The sequence below is a fragment of the Mesorhizobium sp. MC2-1-1 genome (assembly GCF_057597255.1).
The window spans coordinates 5,104,630-5,120,267 of record NZ_CP195205.1; the positions used below are offsets into that span (position 1 = coordinate 5,104,630).

The 15,638-nt window shown below is 64.9% G+C and carries 12 protein-coding genes; 4 read left to right on the top strand and 8 right to left on the bottom strand.

Features of this window, described 5'->3' with window-relative positions:
• Positions 1-105: 105 nt before the first annotated feature.
• The 5 genes from ACR64R_RS25235 to ACR64R_RS25255 form a co-directional block, all read right to left on the bottom strand.
• The gene (locus ACR64R_RS25235; RefSeq protein ID WP_487358954.1) at positions 106-597 is read right to left on the bottom strand and encodes a universal stress protein; all 492 of its coding nucleotides are present in this window, start codon (positions 595-597) and stop codon (positions 106-108) included.
• Between the two features lie 103 nt (positions 598-700).
• Positions 701-1,768 (bottom strand): tryptophan--tRNA ligase, encoded by a 1,068-nt coding sequence (gene trpS, locus ACR64R_RS25240; RefSeq protein ID WP_487358955.1) that lies wholly within the window; start codon positions 1,766-1,768, stop codon positions 701-703.
• 118 nt (positions 1,769-1,886) lie between these two features.
• Positions 1,887-3,491 (bottom strand): murein biosynthesis integral membrane protein MurJ, encoded by a 1,605-nt coding sequence (murJ, locus tag ACR64R_RS25245; protein WP_487358956.1) that lies wholly within the window; start codon positions 3,489-3,491, stop codon positions 1,887-1,889.
• Positions 3,492-3,531: 40 nt separating this feature from the next.
• A complete protein-coding gene (locus ACR64R_RS25250; RefSeq protein ID WP_487358957.1) occupies positions 3,532-6,333 on the bottom strand; it encodes a [protein-PII] uridylyltransferase in 2,802 nt (933 codons plus the stop codon).
• Between the two features lie 10 nt (positions 6,334-6,343).
• Positions 6,344-7,195 (bottom strand): glycosyltransferase family 25 protein, encoded by an 852-nt coding sequence (locus ACR64R_RS25255; RefSeq protein WP_487358958.1) that lies wholly within the window; start codon positions 7,193-7,195, stop codon positions 6,344-6,346.
• Between the two features lie 198 nt (positions 7,196-7,393).
• Here ACR64R_RS25255 and ACR64R_RS25260 point away from each other — a divergent pair, with 198 nt between their 5' ends.
• The 3 genes from ACR64R_RS25260 (at position 7,394) to ACR64R_RS25270 (ending at position 11,275) form a co-directional block, all read left to right on the top strand.
• Positions 7,394-9,904 (top strand): heavy metal translocating P-type ATPase, encoded by a 2,511-nt coding sequence (locus tag ACR64R_RS25260; protein WP_487358959.1) that lies wholly within the window; start codon positions 7,394-7,396, stop codon positions 9,902-9,904.
• Between the two features lie 42 nt (positions 9,905-9,946).
• Complete coding sequence (copM, locus tag ACR64R_RS25265) at positions 9,947-10,336, top strand: CopM family metallochaperone (protein WP_487358960.1); 390 nt, start codon at positions 9,947-9,949, stop codon at positions 10,334-10,336.
• 93 nt (positions 10,337-10,429) lie between these two features.
• Positions 10,430-11,275: an aldo/keto reductase gene (locus ACR64R_RS25270; RefSeq protein ID WP_487358961.1), complete on the top strand. Its 846-nt coding sequence runs from the start codon at positions 10,430-10,432 to the stop codon at positions 11,273-11,275.
• Here ACR64R_RS25270 and ACR64R_RS25275 read toward each other — a convergent pair.
• The 3 genes from ACR64R_RS25275 to mutS all read right to left on the bottom strand — a co-directional run bounded on the left by ACR64R_RS25275 (position 11,272) and on the right by mutS (position 15,196).
• Entirely contained in the window at positions 11,272-11,841 is a 570-nt protein-coding gene (locus ACR64R_RS25275) for a TetR/AcrR family transcriptional regulator (RefSeq protein WP_487358962.1), read from the bottom strand. The genes ACR64R_RS25270 and ACR64R_RS25275 overlap by 4 nt on opposite strands.
• 88 nt (positions 11,842-11,929) lie before the next feature.
• Positions 11,930-12,394 (bottom strand): nuclear transport factor 2 family protein, encoded by a 465-nt coding sequence (locus ACR64R_RS25280; RefSeq protein ID WP_487358963.1) that lies wholly within the window; start codon positions 12,392-12,394, stop codon positions 11,930-11,932.
• Between the two features lie 78 nt (positions 12,395-12,472).
• Positions 12,473-15,196, bottom strand: coding sequence for a DNA mismatch repair protein MutS (mutS, locus tag ACR64R_RS25285; protein ID WP_487362547.1), 2,724 nt, complete (start codon positions 15,194-15,196; stop codon positions 12,473-12,475).
• A 143-nt stretch (positions 15,197-15,339) separates the two neighbouring features.
• Here mutS and ACR64R_RS25290 point away from each other — a divergent pair, with 143 nt between their 5' ends.
• Positions 15,340-15,630 (top strand): hypothetical protein, encoded by a 291-nt coding sequence (locus ACR64R_RS25290; protein ID WP_487358964.1) that lies wholly within the window; start codon positions 15,340-15,342, stop codon positions 15,628-15,630.
• Positions 15,631-15,638: the final 8 nt, after the last annotated feature.

Here is a 15,638-nt window from a genome sequence, read left to right on the forward strand (position 1 = left end):
TCCAAATGGCGCTCGGCAATCAACGGCCAAGTGTAGCGCTACTTCTCGTTTGGCTTGGCTCGGGCTGGGCGAACAGTTCAGAGCGCCCGCCGGATGTCCCTCATCTCAGGCGAGGCTGTCGATCTCTTCGTCCGACAGGTTCTGCGGCACCACCGTGACGGGAATGGGAAAGGCGGCGCCTTTGCCCGCTACCGCGCCGACCAGCGGTCCTGGCCCTTCCTTGCCGGCGCCGGCCGCCAGCACCAGGATGGCGATATCCTGGTCTTCTTCGATCAGCTTGTGGATCTCTTCGGTCGGCTTGCCTTCGCGCACCACCAGCTCCGGCTCGATGCCGACCTTCTGGCGCACCTTGTTGGCATAGGTGTCGAGCGCCGCGCGCGCCGTGGCGGTAGCTTCCTCGCGCATGATTTTCTCGACCCCCAGCCAGTGCTGGAAATCGTCGGGCTCTATGACATAGAGCAGCACAAGCACGCCATTGGTGCTCTGCGCCCGCTTCGAGGCATAGGCGACGGCGCGCTCGCATTCGGGCGTGTCGTCGATGATCGCCAGGAATTTACGGCGATGGCCGGCTTCGCGGCTGAGGCGTTTGGAGACCATGTCTATCTGCTCGGTATGGTTTCGGCCGCAATCTGCCACCGCCATGAACCGGCGGCAAGCCGCCGGCCAATGCGGCAATGGTCCTATGAGACCGGATCGCCGGTCAGTCCTGCAGCAGGCCGACGATGTCGCGCACGGTCTTCATCGTGCCCTCTGCGATCGCACGCGCCCGCTCGCCGCCGTCCTTGAGCACGGCGTCGACATAGGCGCGGTCGCCCTCGATGCGGCGCATCTCGGAGGCGATCGGCGCCAGCTTCTCCACGGCAAGGTCGGCAAGCGCCGGCTTGAACACGGAAAACTGCTGGCCGCCATATTCCTTCAGCACGTCCTCTTTCGAGATCTCCGCGAGGCCGGCATAGATGCCGACCAGGTTTTCCGCTTCGGGGCGGCTTTCCAGCCCGTCCACCTCGCTCGGCAAGGCCTCCGGATCGGTCTTGGCCTTGCGGATCTTCTTCGAGATGGTGTCGGCGTCGTCCGTCAGGTTGATGCGCGACAGGTCGGAAGGATCCGACTTCGACATCTTCTTGGAACCGTCACGCAGGCTCATGATGCGCGCCGCCGGGCCGCCGATCACCGGCTCGGTGATCGGGAAATAGCCGTTCACCGTCTCCTCGCCTATCCTCATCTCGATGCCGACGCCGAGCGCGGCGATCTTGTCGGAGAAGTCGTTGTTGAACTTCTGGGCGATATCGCGGGTTAGCTCCAGATGCTGCTTCTGGTCCTCGCCCACCGGCACGTGGGTGGCGCGGTAGAGCAGGATGTCGGCCGCCATCAGGCTGGGATAGGCAAGCAGGCCGAGGGAGGCATTCTCGCGGTCCTTGCCGGCTTTGTCCTTGAACTGCGTCATGCGGTACATCCAGCCGATGCGCGCCACGCAATTGAATATCCAGGCAAGCTCGGCGTGCTGAATGACCCGCGACTGATTGAAGACGATGTGCTTCTTGGCATCGATGCCGGAGGCCAGGAACGCCGCGGTGATCGACCGCGTCTGGTCGCCGAGGTCCTTGTGGACGAGCTGCGCCGTCAGCGAATGCAGGTCGACGACGCAGTAGATGCAGTCGGACTGTTCCTGGAGGGCGACGAATTTCTTGATGGCGCCGAGATAGTTGCCGAGGTGCAGATTGCCGGTCGGCTGGACGCCCGAAAATACGAGTGGCTTGAATGCGGACATGAGTTCCTCATTGGCTTGTGGAGGGCCGTTTCGCACGCGGCGAAAGTCTTTCGACGGCGCGCTTATGTACCAACGCAACGGCGGGAGCAAGTGGAGACGATAGCGGGATGTCGTCCGATTATTCGTCGAGATCGGGTTTCGGCGCAGCCGCGTTATTGCCCGTGCCGCGCTTGACGTTTCTGCGGATCATGCCGAAATCGGCGCCGCCGGTGCCGAAAGCCGCGATGAAGTAGAGCACGGCACCCCCGGCGACCAGGGCAAGCACGGTCGTTGCCTTGACGGCCAGCGGTGACCCGGGCCCGATCTGCGTGGCAAAGTGGCGCTCGGCGAAATAAAGCGCGGTCGCCATGATCACCGCCGACAGCACCAGCCTGGGGATGCGCTTCAGCAAGGGAATGTCGCGCCCCCAATGTCCGCGCCGGATCAGCATGGCAAGCAGCATCAGCGCGTTGACCCAGCCGGCGACGGCCGAAGCGACCGCGATGCCGGGCGCGCCCAGCGACGGGAACAGGGTCAGCGCAATGGCGACGTTGACGCCGACCGAAATGGCCGCGAAGATCATCGGCGTGCGCGTGTCCTCGCGCGCGAAATATCCCGGCGTGAAGGCCTTGATGAGCACGAAGGCCGGCAGGCCGAGGCCGAAGATCGCCAGGATCGAGGCGACGATCGGCGTCGAGTGGTTGGCTGCAAATGCGCCACGCTCGTAGACGAGCCGCACGATCGGTTCCGACATTACCCAAAGCGCCGCGGCCGCCGGCAGCGTCATGAACAGTGTGAACTCGACCGAACGGTTCTGCAGGTTGGCGGCCTCGGTCAGGTTGCCCGATTTCAGCGCCCGCGACAGCTCCGGCAACAGCACGATGGCCACCGCCACGCCGACGACGCCGAGCGGTAGCTGGTAGATGCGGTCGGCATAGGCCAGCGATGACACCGCGCTGTTCTGCGCCGAGGCGATCGCCGTGCCGATCAGCTGGTTGATCTGGGTGATGCCGCCGGTGATCGCCGCCGGCAGCGCCAGGACCAGGAGCCGCTTGACGTTGGGCGTCAGATGCGGCCGGCGGAAGCCGATCGAGATACCGGCATTGCGCACCGCGATCCAGACGATCGCAAGCTGCACGATGCCCGCCGCCAGCACGCCCCAGGACAGACCGAAGCCGACGTCATGCGCGTCGAGCCCGTGATACCAGGCATAGGCGAGCACGCTGATCAGTATGATGTTGAGGAAGGCCGGCGCGATCGCCGCCGCGAAATAGCGGCGCAGCGAGTTCAGCATGCCGGCCATCATTGCGCCGAGCGACATGCAGATCAGGTACGGAAACATGATCGTCGCAAGCGTGACGGTCGTCTCGAACTTGCCCGGAATGTCGGCAAAGCCCGGCGCCACCAGGTAGCGCACGATCAGCGGCATCGCCAGTTCCATGGCGATGGTCAGCGCCAGAAGCGCTGAGAAAAGGACGCCGAACACCTCTTCCGAGAAGCGCTTGGCCCCCTCGTTGCCATGCTGCTCGATCTCCTTGGCGAACAGAGGCACGAAAGCGGCGTTGAAGGCGCCTTCGGCGAACAGCCTGCGGAAGGTGTTGGGAAACTGGAAGGCGGCGTTGAAGGCATCGGCAACCGGCCCGGTGCCCAGCGCCGCCGCCATCAGCATCTCGCGGCCGAAACCCAGCGCGCGGCTCATCAGCGTGCCGGAAGCGACGGTGGCGAATTTCTTGACGAGGCTCATGCTGGGAACGACTGCCGGGGAAATTGCGTCAATTGGATGGTCACTCAGCCGCTGCCTTGGCCTTGCCGCTGCGCTCGGGCGAATTGCCTTCCAGCGTATCGATCAGCCGCTTGTGGATGGTGGCGGTGCGCGTCGGGCTGTCGATCTTCTGGCCGGTAAGGTCGGTGACGTAGAACGTGTCGATGACCTTTTCGCCGAAGGTCGTGATATGAGCCGAGGCGATGTCGAGCGACAGGTCGGAAAGCGATCCGGTGATCTCGGACAGCAGGCCAGGCCGGTCCAGCCCCTCGACCTCGATGACCGAAAAACGGTTCGATAGCGTGTTGCGGATCTCGGCGCGCGGCTGAATGCGGAAAGCCTTGGCGCCACGCTTAGGCTTGGTGCGTTTTTCGATCATCTCGGGCAGCCAGCTCTTCCCGGAAAGCACGTCCTCGATCAGCCGGCCGACGCGTTGGCCGCGGCGGCGCTCGTCCTCGTCGAGGTCGAATTCCCTGGAGATCAGGATGGTGTCGAGCGCGCGTCCGTCCGAAGTGGTGAAGATCTGGGCGTCGACGATGTTGCCGCCGGCCGCCGCGCAGGCGCCCGCAATGATCGAAAGCAGGCGCGGATGGTCGGGCGCCAGCACGGTGATCTCGGTCACCGCTTCGAACTCATGCGTCTTGACCATGGTGGCGAGCTTCTTGCCCGCCGCATCTGCCTCGCGGACGAATTCGGCATGACGGAGCTGGTCGTTGAGGTCGACCGTCAGCAGGTAATTCTCGTAGTGCTGCGCGACGTAACGCTTGCGCTCCTTGGCCGGCCAGGCGGCGAGCGCCTCGGCCAGCCGTTCACGCGCGGCCGCCGTACGCTCGGCGCGCGAAACTTCCGAGAATCCGCCGGTCAGCAGCAGTTCGGTTTCGTAGTAGAGCGTGCGCAGCAACTGCCCCTTCCAGCCGTTCCACACACCCGGCCCGACGCCCCTGATGTCGCAGACGGTAAGGACCAGGAGCAGCTTGAGCCGCTCGACCGATTGCACGATCGAGGCGAAATCCTCGATAGTCTTGCGGTCGTTGAGGTCGCGCGTCTGCGCCGTCATCGACATCACCAGGTGGTTCTCTACCAGCCAGGCGACCGTCTCGGTGTCGGCCGCCGACATCCCCATATGCGGACAGATGCGCCGTGCAATCCTGGCCCCGGCCTCCGAATGGTCTTCCGGCCGGCCCTTGGCGATGTCATGCAAAAGCACGGCGACATAAAGCGCCTCGCGGCTCTTTTTGAGCCCCGGCATGAGCGAATGCGCCAGCGGGTGAATCTTTTCGCCGTCGCCGCGCTCGATCTCGGCCAGCACGCCGATGCAGCGGATCAGGTGCTCGTCCACGGTGTAGTGGTGGTACATCGAGAACTGCATCATGGCGACGATCTTGCCGAAGTCGGGGATCAGCCTGCCGAGCAACCCTGCCTCGTTCATGCGCCTGAGATTGAGCTCGGCGTTGCGGTCCGAGGTCAATATGTCGAGGAACAGCCGGTTGGCTTCCTCGTCGCGCCGGAGCGATTTGTTGACCAGGCCCAGCGAGCGGGTCAGCAGTTTGAGCGCATCGGGATGGAACTCCAGCCCATGCTTGTCGGCGAACCAGAACAACCTCAGCAGGTTGACCGGGTCGCGTTCGAACACGCCGTCGTCGGCGATGTTGATGCGGTGATTGTCGACGATGAAATCGGAGGTGCCGGCAAGCTTTCGCTTGCGCCGTTGGAAGGTGAGAAAGATGCGGTTGAAGCCCGGCACATGCTTGGCCTGCTCTTCCTCGAGCGCCGCGCAGAAGATGCGGGTGAGGTCGCCGACATCCTTGGCGACGAGGAAATAGTGCTTCATGAAGCGCTCGACGGCCGACAGGCCGGGATGCGTCGTATAGCCCAAACGTTCGGCGATCTCGCGCTGGATGTCGAAATGCAGCCGCTCCTCCGCCTTTCCGGTAAGGAAATGCATGTGGCAGCGCACCGCCCACAGGAAATCCTCGGCCTTCTGGAACTCGCGATATTCGGCCTCGGTGAAGACGCCCTTGTCGACCAGTTCATGGCCGGTGCGGACGCGATAGAAATATTTGCCGATCCAGAACAGTGTCTGCAGGTCGCGCAGGCCGCCCTTGCCGTCCTTGACGTTGGGCTCGACCAGATAGCGGCTTTCGCCTGCCTTTGCATGTCGCTCGTCGCGCTCGGCAAGCTTGGCCTGCACATATTCCGGCCCGGTCGTGCGCACCACCTCATGGTCGAAACGAGTGAGCAGCTCGTCAAAGAGCTTGCTTTCGCCCCACAGGAAACGCGCCTCGAGGATCGAAGTGCGGATGGTGATGTCGCTGCGCGACAGCCTGAGGCAGTCCTCGATGTTGCGGGTCGCGTGGCCGACCTTCAGCCCCATGTCCCACAGCATGTAGAGCATGTATTCGACGATCTGCTCACCCCACGGCGTCTGCTTGTAGGGCAGCAGGAACAGAAGGTCGATGTCGGAGCCCGGCGCCAGTGTGCCGCGGCCGTAGCCCCCTACCGCCACGACCGCCATGCGCTCGGCCACGGACCTGTTCTTGACGCGGTAGACATGGGCGGCGGCGAAATCATAGAGAGCCCGGATCAGCTCATCCATCAGATACGAGAGCCGCTCGGCACAGGCATTGCCGCCGCCATCGACCCTGAGCATGGCCTCGGCGACCTTGCGCCCTTCCATCATCCTGCCCTTGAGCAGCTGCAGCACGGCCGCGCGAACAGCCGGTCCGGAGCCATCGCCGGCGTTCGCCGCCGTCAGCGCGGTCAGGTCGCGGCGCAGCGCGTCGCCATCGATGATTTCGTCGAGTTTCAGGGAGATCTTTGTCATTCGGCGGCGTCTATAGCGCGTTTTGTCCGCGCTGTGTATGGGGCCGGCGAACGCGCTTCCCGCGATAATCGAACGGCACGATCTTCCACCGCCGCAACCGGCACAAATCGGCAAATTGCAGCGACAGCCGCCGCAACTCACGGCGGATCTTTTCGTATGGGGATGCCCTTGGCCTTTGGCGGACGTCCCTGGACGCAAGCCGCGCCAGGCGGTCCTGTTTGAGCAGGCTCGGGAATTTGACCATTTCCCACCCGAGGAATTGCTCCTGCGCGCAAAGCGCCGGCCACAGCTGGTAGATCACCCTGCCGGGCGAGGTCTCGAGCTTCGGGTTGAACAGCACATGGTCGACGGGGATGCAGATTTCCTGCGTCGCCTCCAGAAGGGCGCCGGCGGCCTTCTTCGACACGATGTAGCCGGCGCTGCCCATATGCAGGTCGTGTAGCCTGCTTGCCGAGAAGCCATGGCAGGCAGCGACCCGCTTTACTCCAACGATCGTTCTGTGCAGGAACGTTTCGAGCTTGACGATATCGGCGTCTGCCGGAATCCATCCGCGATCCACCAGCAGCGCGCCGGATTTCTCCGAAAGCATCACGTCGTCCTCGAAGATCGCGACATAAGCATCGTCGCCCGAAGCGATGGTGGACCAGCAGGCCCTGTGACTGAGCAGGCAAGCGATCTCGCCGTCCGTCAGCCGCGTCTGCGAGACCGGCCTCTTGCGCACCGGCATTGAACCGAGGTCCGGGAGGGCCTGCGCGTCGACTGCGGCTACACGCTCGAAAGCCACGCCGGCTCGCTCGAATTCGGCTGTCACATGCGCCAGCCTGTCGGTGGATCGGTCGAGATTTATGACGAGGCATTTCATCGGGTGGGGTTCGCTGAACTCAAACGGCGGCGTGCATAGCATGGCGGCCGTGTTTGGCGCGCGCTTATTTTGGGAAGAATGCTTCCAGTCTGAACTCGGCGCGGCGCAACAGACGAAAAAGCGCAGGGATGCCCCTTGACCTTCCAGTTGCTGGAAGGACTACCTCCGCCTCAATTCGAGAATTTGGAAGCATTGCTGATGACCCATTCCGACCACAACCATCATCACTCGCATGGCGCATCCTGCTGCTCGTCGAAGGGTGCGGCACCCGCCGCCGAAGCGGTGATTCGCGATCCTGTCTGCGGCATGACGGTCGATCCGGCGGCCGGCAAGCCGGCCGCCGAGCATGCCGGCCGGACATTTCATTTCTGCAGCGAGCGCTGCCGCACGAAATTCCAGGCCGAACCGAAGGCATATCTTACAGCCACCGATCCCGTCTGCGGCATGAGCGTCGACCGGGCGAGCGCCAAGCACTTTCTGCGCCATGAAGGACAGGGCTTTTATTTCTGCTCCGCCGCTTGCCAAGGCAAGTTCGAGGCGGAGCCGGCAAAATACCGCGCCGGCCGGCCCGAGCCGCAGCCGATGCCGAAGGGCACGCAATACACCTGCCCGATGCATCCCGAGATCGTCCGCGACAAGCCCGGCTCCTGTCCGATCTGCGGCATGGCGCTGGAGCCGATGGGCGTGCCGACAGGCGACGAAGGCCCAAATCCCGAGCTCGTCGATTTCACGCGCCGGTTCTGGATCAGCGCCGTGCTCTCCGTGCCCCTGCTGGTCTTCGCCATGGCGCCGATGCTGGGTCTCAGCTTCGACAATCTCATCGACGGCCGGACGAAGACGTGGGTGGAACTGGCGCTGGCGAGCCCTGTGGTGCTGTGGGCGGCGTTTCCGTTCTTCCATCGCGGCTGGGATTCGATCCTCAGCCGCAGCCCCAATATGTGGACGCTGATCTCGCTGGGCGTCGGCGCCGCCTATCTCTACAGCGTGGTCGCCGTCCTTTTCCCGGGCATCTTCCCGCATCAGTTTCGCGGCCATGACGGCGCCGTGCCGGTCTATTTCGAGGCCGCCTCCGTCATCGTCGCGCTGGTCTTCCTCGGCCAGGTGCTGGAACTCAGGGCCCGCGAACGCACTGGCTCTGCCATTCGCGCGCTGCTCGACCTTTCCCCGAAGACGGCGCGGCTGATCGGCGCCGACGGCTCCGAGAAGGACGTGCCGCTCGACAGCGTCCAGGCCGGCGACCGGCTGCGCATCCGTCCGGGCGACGCCGTTCCCGTCGACGGCATCGTGCTGGAAGGTCGCTCGGCGATCGACGAATCGATGATCACGGGCGAGCCGCTGCCGGTCGAGAAGACCGAAGGCGACGCGCTTACCGGTGGCACGCTTAACAAGAACGGCTCGCTGGTGATGCGCGCCGAGAAGGTCGGCGCCGAGACCACCTTGTCGCGCATCGTCGAGATGGTCGCCAAGGCGCAGCGGTCGCGCGCGCCGATCCAGGGGCTGGCCGACCGCGTGTCCTTCTATTTCGTTCCGGCGGTCGTGCTGGTCGCCGTCGTCGCCTTCCTCGCCTGGGCGTTCCTCGGTCCCGAGCCGAGCCTGATCTTCGCCATCGTCTCGGCAGTGTCGGTGCTGATCATCGCCTGTCCCTGCGCGCTCGGCCTCGCGACGCCGATGTCGATCATGACGGCGACCGGTCGCGGCGCGCATGCCGGCGTTCTGATCAAGGAAGCGGCGGCGCTGGAGCGGTTCGCCTCGGTCGACACGCTGATCGTCGACAAGACCGGCACGCTGACGGAGGGTAAGCCGCGGCTGACCGATGTCGTGGCGGTTCAAGGCATCGAAGAGAGCGAGCTTCTGGGCCTCGCCGCCGCCCTCGAAAAGGGCTCGGAACATCCGCTGGCCGAGGCTATCGTCGAGGGCGCGACCGGACGCGGCGTCAAGCTCGCCGATGCCGGAGACTTCGAGGCGAAAACAGGCAAGGGCGTTACCGGCAGCGTGTCCGGCAAGAAGGTGGCGCTGGGCAATGCGGCGATGATGGCCGATCTCGGCGTCGGCATAGCAGCCATTTCCACCACCGCGGAGACGCTGCAGGCCGAGGGCAAGACGGCAATGTTCGTCGCCGTCGGCGGCAGGCTCGCCGGCCTCGTCGCCGTTGCCGATCCAGTCAAGGCAACGACCGCCGAAGCGATCAAGGCCCTGCACGACAAGGGTCTGCGCATCATCATGGCGACCGGCGACAACGAGCGCACGGCAAAGGCGATCGCCGCCAAGCTCGGCATCGACGAGGTCCGAGCCGGCCTTCTGCCGGATGAGAAGGGCGCGCTGGTCGAGCAGTTGCGCGCGAGTGGCGCCGGCGTTGCAATGGCCGGCGACGGTGTCAACGACGCGCCGGCGCTGGCTGGCGCCGATGTAGGCATCGCCATGGGCACCGGCGCCGATGTCGCGGTCGAAAGCGCCGGCATCACGTTGGTCAAGGGCGACCTCAACGGCATCGTCAGGGCCCGCACGCTGGCCCAGGCGACGATCCGCAACATCCGCCAGAACCTGTTCTTCGCCTTCCTTTACAACGTGCTCGGCGTGCCGGTCGCGGCCGGCGCGCTCTATCCGCTCACCGGCACGCTTCTGTCGCCGATGATAGCGGCGGCGGCGATGAGCCTGTCGTCGGTTTCCGTCATTGGTAACGCCTTGCGGCTGAGAACATTGAAACTCTGAGCAAAGCCCCCAGATACGAAATCCAAGCAGAAGGAGACCTGAATGACCTTGGCCAAGAAAATCGTGCTGCTGCTGATGGCGGCCGGAATGCTGCTCGCCGTCTTCCTGGAAAGCGTGCCGGCGCAATCGGAAGAGATGAAGCACGACATGTCCAAAATGGCGATGGGCGTCCAGAGCCCGGCCACCGTCGGCTATGAGGCGGCTATGAAGAAGATGCACAAGGACATGGCGATCAGATACACCGGCAACGCCGATGTTGATTTCGTCCGCGGCATGATCCCGCATCATCGGGGCGCCATCGACATGGCCAAGGTCGTGATCGCCCACGGCAAGGATCCGGAGATCCGCAAGCTCGCCGAAGGCGTCGTGACGGCGCAGGAAGCCGAGATCGAGCAGATGCAGGACTGGCTCGCCAGGCACCCGGTGAAGTGATTCCCGCGCGCCGGAGTCTGGACGCGGGCGAACACTTCAGTCTGGATTTCCGGCCAGGGCTGTGCTGCGATCCGGCTTCAAGCGGAGCAGGCCATGCCTTCCACGATCAGAACCACCACCTTGCCGTCCGGCGAAACCATTCCAGTGCTCGGTCAGGGCACTTGGAAGATGGGCGAGGATGGTCGCCGCCGTGCCGATGAGGTGGCGGCGCTGAAGCTTGGGCTCGATCTCGGCATCACGCTGATCGACACCGCCGAAATGTATGCCGGCGGCGGCGCCGAGGAAGTGGTTGCCGAAGCCATTGCCGGGCGTCGCGACGAGACCTTCCTGGTTTCGAAGGTTCTGCCCTCCAACGCCTCCCGCGCCGGCGTGAAGCGCGCCTGCGAGAACAGCCTGAAGCGGCTCGCCACCGACCGCATCGATCTCTATCTGCTGCATTGGCCGGGCAGCGTGCCGCTGGTCGAGACCGTGGAGGCCTTCGAGGCGCTGAAGGCCGAAGGCAAGATCCGCCATTGGGGCGTCAGCAATTTCGACACCGACGAGATGGAGGATCTGGTCAGTTTGCCGTCTGGTGGTAACGTCCAGACCAACCAGGTGCTTTACAATCTGTCGCGTCGCGGCCCGGAATTCGATCTTGCGCCCTGGATGAATGCGCGCGGCATCCCGTTGATGGCCTATTCGCCGGTCGAGCAGGGCGCACTGGCCCACAATGCACGGATTGAGGCGGTTGCCGCGCGCCACAACGCAACGGCCGCTCAGATCGCGCTCGCCTGGGCGATGGCGCGGCCGGGCGTCATCGCCATTCCGAAGGCTGGCCGGCAGGAGCATGTCCGCCAGAACGCCGCCGCGCTGGGCATCATCCTGACGGCGGAGGATTTCGCCGAGCTCGACCGCGCCTTCCCGCCGCCGACGCGCAAACGCGGCCTGGAAATGATCTAATCGCCCGGCGCAATCCCTAACCGCCCACGAGCCCTCCGCAGCGCGCGCGAAAAAACGCCGGTATCGTCGGACGCGCGGGCAAGCGTGAGCGCGCCCTGGATGGCCGCGACGGCTTCCTCGGCGAGGTCCAAGGCCTCGGCGGGCGCATGTCCGCCTCGCGCCAGCGCATCGGCAAGATGCGTGACCCAGCGGCCGAAATAGTTCCTGATCTGGCTGGCGAACAGGTCGCGGGCTTCATCCAGCGCGAAGGCGCCGATCAGGCAAACCCGGCGACCCGAACGGAAATAGATGTCCGTCGCCGCGAGCATCGTTTCGATCCCTGCCAACGGTTCGGAGCTGTCGCGCAAGGGCGCAAAGACATTGTCCTCGAACCAGTCGTCGATATGGGCAATGACAGCCCTCGCCATCTCCTCCTTGCCGCCGGGAAAGAAGTGGTAAAGGCTCCCCTTGCCCAGACCCGTCGCCTCGCCGATCAAGGCCAGGCTGGCGCCTTCATAGCCATGCTCGCGGAAAACCTCGGCGACGATCCCCAGCAACTGGTCGCGATCTGGTGCGATCCGCCGCATGCGCGCTTAACCCTCTTGCTTGAGCACGGCCTTTTCCGAACCGAAGGTCTGCGAAGCAAAACCGCCGCACACCTTTCGGGATGATGTTCTACAGCCCCAGCTCCGAAAGGCCGGGATAGTCGTCAGGGCGGCGGCCGAGCGGCCAGTGATACTTCCGCTCGCGCTCCGTGATCGGCAGGTCGTTGATGCTGGCCACGCGCCGGCGCATCAGCCCGGCTTCGTCGAACTCCCAGTTCTCGTTGCCGTAGGAGCGGAACCAGTGGCCGCTATCGTCATGCCATTCATAGGCGAAGCGCACAGCGATGCGGTTGTCGTTGCAGGTCCAGACCTCCTTGATCAGGCGATAGTCCAGCTCGCGCGCCCATTTACGCTTGAGGAAGCCGACGATCTCGCCGCGGCCGGAGACGAATTCGGCCCGGTTCCGCCAGATGCTGTCCTCGGTATAGGCGAGCGCAACCCGTTCCGGGTCGCGGCTGTTCCAGGCGTCCTCGGCAAGGCGCGCCTTTTGCGCCGCAGTCTCGGCCGTGAATGGCGGCAATGGCGGACGGCTCATGAAAACCTCCTGTCGCTTTCGATGATCGATAAGCGACATTGTACCGATTGGTACAGTGAGTCAACGGCCAAATGGCCGCTATTGCTTTGTCGCCAGCCCCTTCAACCGGTAGAGCGCCTCCAGCGCCTCGCGCGGCGTCATCTCGTCGGGATTGATGGTGCCAAGCGCCTCGCCCAGCGCATCGCTGTTGGCGGGCTTCGGCGCTTCGCGCTTCATCGCCACTGAAAACAGGGGCAAATCGTCGACCAGCCGGTTGGTCTTGCCCGAAACCTCGCCTTCTTCCAGCTGATGCAGCACCTCCTTGGCGCGGGCGACGACGGCTTCGGGCAGGCCGGCGAGCCTGGCCACCTGCACGCCGTAGGAGCGGTCGGCAGCGCCCTTGCCGACCTCGTGCAGGAAGACGACATCGCCTTCCCATTCCTTGACCCGCATGGTGACGTTGTGAAGCCGAGGCAATTTCCCCGCCAGAGCCGTCATCTCGTGGAAATGCGTGGCGAAGATTGCCCGGCAGCGGTTCTTCTCGTGCAGATACTCCACCGCCGCCCAGGCGATCGAGAGTCCGTCGAAGGTCGCGGTGCCACGGCCGATTTCGTCGAGGATGACAAGCGCCCGCTCGCCCGCCTGGTTGAGGATGGCCGCGGTCTCGACCATCTCGACCATGAAGGTCGAGCGGCCGCGGGCGAGGTCGTCCGAGGCGCCGACGCGCGAGAACAGGCGGTCGACGACGCCGATATGAGCGCTTTGCGCCGGCACGAAGGAGCCGATCTGGGCGAGAATGGCGATCAGGGCGTTTTGCCTGAGGAAAGTCGATTTGCCGCCCATGTTGGGGCCGGTGAGCAGCCAGATCGCGCCAGTCTTGGCGCCGCCTTCGGGTGACAGGTCGCAATCATTGGCGACGAACGGGCCATCGCCGGACCGTCTGAGCGCCTGTTCGACGACCGGGTGGCGCCCGCCGGCGATGTCGAAGGCGAGGCTGGAATCCACCAGCGGCCGGCACCAGGCTTCGCTTTCGGAAAGCAATGCCAGCGCCGATGAAACATCCAGAACCGAAAGCGCGTCGGCGCCGGCGCGGATCCGTTCGGCCTCGCCCACCACTTCCGCCGTCAACCGGTCGAAAGCGGCGAGCTCGATGCCGAGCGCCTTGTCGGCGGCGTTGGCGATCTTCGATTCCAGCTCGGCCAGTTCGGTCGTGGTGAAGCGCATGGCGTTGGCCATGGTCTGGCGATGGATGAAGCGCGCCTTGGCGGCGTCGCTGCCGGTCATGATCGAGTGGTGGTTGGCGGTCACCTCGATGTAATAGCCGAGCACATTGTTGTGCCGGATCTTCAGCGAGCGGATGCCAGTCTCCTCGATCAGCGAGCGCTCCAGCCCGGCGATCACTTTCCGGGATTCGTCGCGCAGCGCCCGCATCTCGTCGAGCTCGGCGTGATAGCCGGCGCGCACGAAGCCGCCGTCGCGCTTGATCAGCGGCAACTCGTCGTCGAGCGCGTCGCTGAGATGGCGGGCAAGCGCCTCGGGCAGGGCCTTGATCGCGGCAAGCGCCGCGGTGAGTTCGGCGGGGAGGGCGGCCGCCGCGAACAGCTCGGCGATCGCGCCGGCCGCCTCGAAGCCGGCACGCAGAGCGCCGAGATCACGCGGCCCGCCACGGTTGAGCGCCAGCCTGGAAAGCGCCCTCGGCATGTCGGCGACGCCTTTCAGGCTCGTCCGTAGGCCTTGGCAAAGTCGCGTTTCGGAGCGGAAGAAGGAGACCGAATCCAATCGTGCCGCGATTGCCGCCGGGTCGGTCAGCGGCGCCATCAGCCGATCGGCCAGCAATCGCGCGCCGCCTCCCGTCACGGTGCGGTCGATCGCCTTGAACAGCGAGCCGTCGCGGCTGCCGGACAGCGTGCGCAGCAGTTCCAGATTGGCGCGCGTCGCCGGATCGATGAACAGCGTCGAGCCTTGTTCCTCGCGCTCGGGCCGCGACAGCGGCGGCCGCTCGGCCTTTTGCGTCTTTTCGACGTAAGCGATGGCGCCGGAGATCGCCGACAGCTCGGCACGCGAGAACGTGCCGAAACTGTCCGGCGTCGCGACATCGAAGAAGCGCGCGATACGGCTTGTGGCCGAAGCCGAATCGAACAGCGAAGGCGGCTGCGGGTTGGCGACCCGGCCCAGCACGTCGAACACTGGCCTGAGTTCCGGATCGTGGAACACCGGCTCCGCGACGATCAGCTCCCGCGGGTCGACGCGGAAGATGTCGGCTAGCAGCCGCTCGGCGCTCGTCTCGGCGACGCGGAACGCCCCGGTCGAGATGTCGATCCAGGCCAGGGCATAGCCGGCCTGGCTGGCCGCGCCGCCTTTCACGCGGCCGAGCGCCATGAGGAAACTCGATTCCGAGGGCGCGAGCAGCTTGTCCTCGGTGATGGTGCCCGGCGTTACCAGCCGCACCACGTCTCGCCGCACCACCGATTTGGAGCCGCGTTTCTTGGCTTCGGCCGGGTCCTCGATCTGTTCGCAGACGGCAACGCGAAAGCCCTGTGCGATCAGCTTCTGCAGATAGTCGTCCGCCGCATGCACCGGCACGCCGCACATCGGTATGTCATGCCCCTGATGCTTGCCCCGCTTGGTCAGAACGATGCCCAGCGCCTGGCTTGCCTTCTCCGCGTCGTCAAAGAACAGCTCGTAGAAATCGCCCATGCGGTAGAACAAGAGCGAATCCGGATTCGCCGCCTTGATCTCGATGAATTGCTCCATCATCGGCGTTACTCCGCCCGTGGCGGGCGCAGGCGTCGTCGTCTCCTGGGCGTCGGTATCTGTCGGCATATGCATGTTCATGCCCGAACGCTAGCAGATGTGGCAGCCCGGTTTAATGCCGGGGGTGCGAAAAGCAGGGGAAGACTGGCGCCGGTCCGCCGGGACGGCCCGGCGCTCTATGGCCCCCGAGGGGAAAGTGGGCGAGGACTTTGGTGGATCAGGACAGGCAGGAGACTTTCGACGACATGGTCGGCCCGGCCGGCTCGACCGCCGAGCGCCTCTGGCTGCTGGCGACGCGGCGCGCCCACCGAACCGCGAACAAGCTCAGGGTTTCGGCTCGCAAGCGACTGGAACTCATGTCTTTCCTGTCGGGGCTTCTGCGCCGCAAGGGCAGCAGCGCTCCCCTGCTGGAGAAATGGCCGTTCTGCGGCCCGGAGGGCTTGTGCGCTGGGCCACCGTGCGGGAAATTGCCGCGCTCGTCAGCGAACCCGGACCGCGCCTGACCGCTTGG

Bases quoted from the DNA above. Each gene is read 5' to 3' on its own strand.
- ACR64R_RS25235 (WP_487358954.1), bottom strand. From the start codon at position 597: ATGGTCTCCAAACGCCTCAGCCGCGAAGCCGGCCATCGCCGTAAATTC.
- ACR64R_RS25255 (WP_487358958.1), bottom strand. From the start codon at position 7,195: ATGAAATGCCTCGTCATAAATCTCGACCGATCCACCGACAGGCTGGCG.
- ACR64R_RS25250 (WP_487358957.1), bottom strand. From the start codon at position 6,333: ATGACAAAGATCTCCCTGAAACTCGACGAAATCATCGATGGCGACGCG.
- ACR64R_RS25280 (WP_487358963.1), bottom strand. From the start codon at position 12,394: ATGAGCCGTCCGCCATTGCCGCCATTCACGGCCGAGACTGCGGCGCAA.
- trpS (WP_487358955.1), bottom strand. From the start codon at position 1,768: ATGTCCGCATTCAAGCCACTCGTATTTTCGGGCGTCCAGCCGACCGGC.
- ACR64R_RS25260 (WP_487358959.1), top strand. From the start codon at position 7,394: ATGACCCATTCCGACCACAACCATCATCACTCGCATGGCGCATCCTGC.
- murJ (WP_487358956.1), bottom strand. From the start codon at position 3,491: ATGAGCCTCGTCAAGAAATTCGCCACCGTCGCTTCCGGCACGCTGATG.
- ACR64R_RS25275 (WP_487358962.1), bottom strand. From the start codon at position 11,841: ATGCGGCGGATCGCACCAGATCGCGACCAGTTGCTGGGGATCGTCGCC.
- mutS (WP_487362547.1), bottom strand. From the start codon at position 15,196: ATGCCGACAGATACCGACGCCCAGGAGACGACGACGCCTGCGCCCGCC.
- ACR64R_RS25270 (WP_487358961.1), top strand. From the start codon at position 10,430: ATGCCTTCCACGATCAGAACCACCACCTTGCCGTCCGGCGAAACCATT.
- copM (WP_487358960.1), top strand. From the start codon at position 9,947: ATGACCTTGGCCAAGAAAATCGTGCTGCTGCTGATGGCGGCCGGAATG.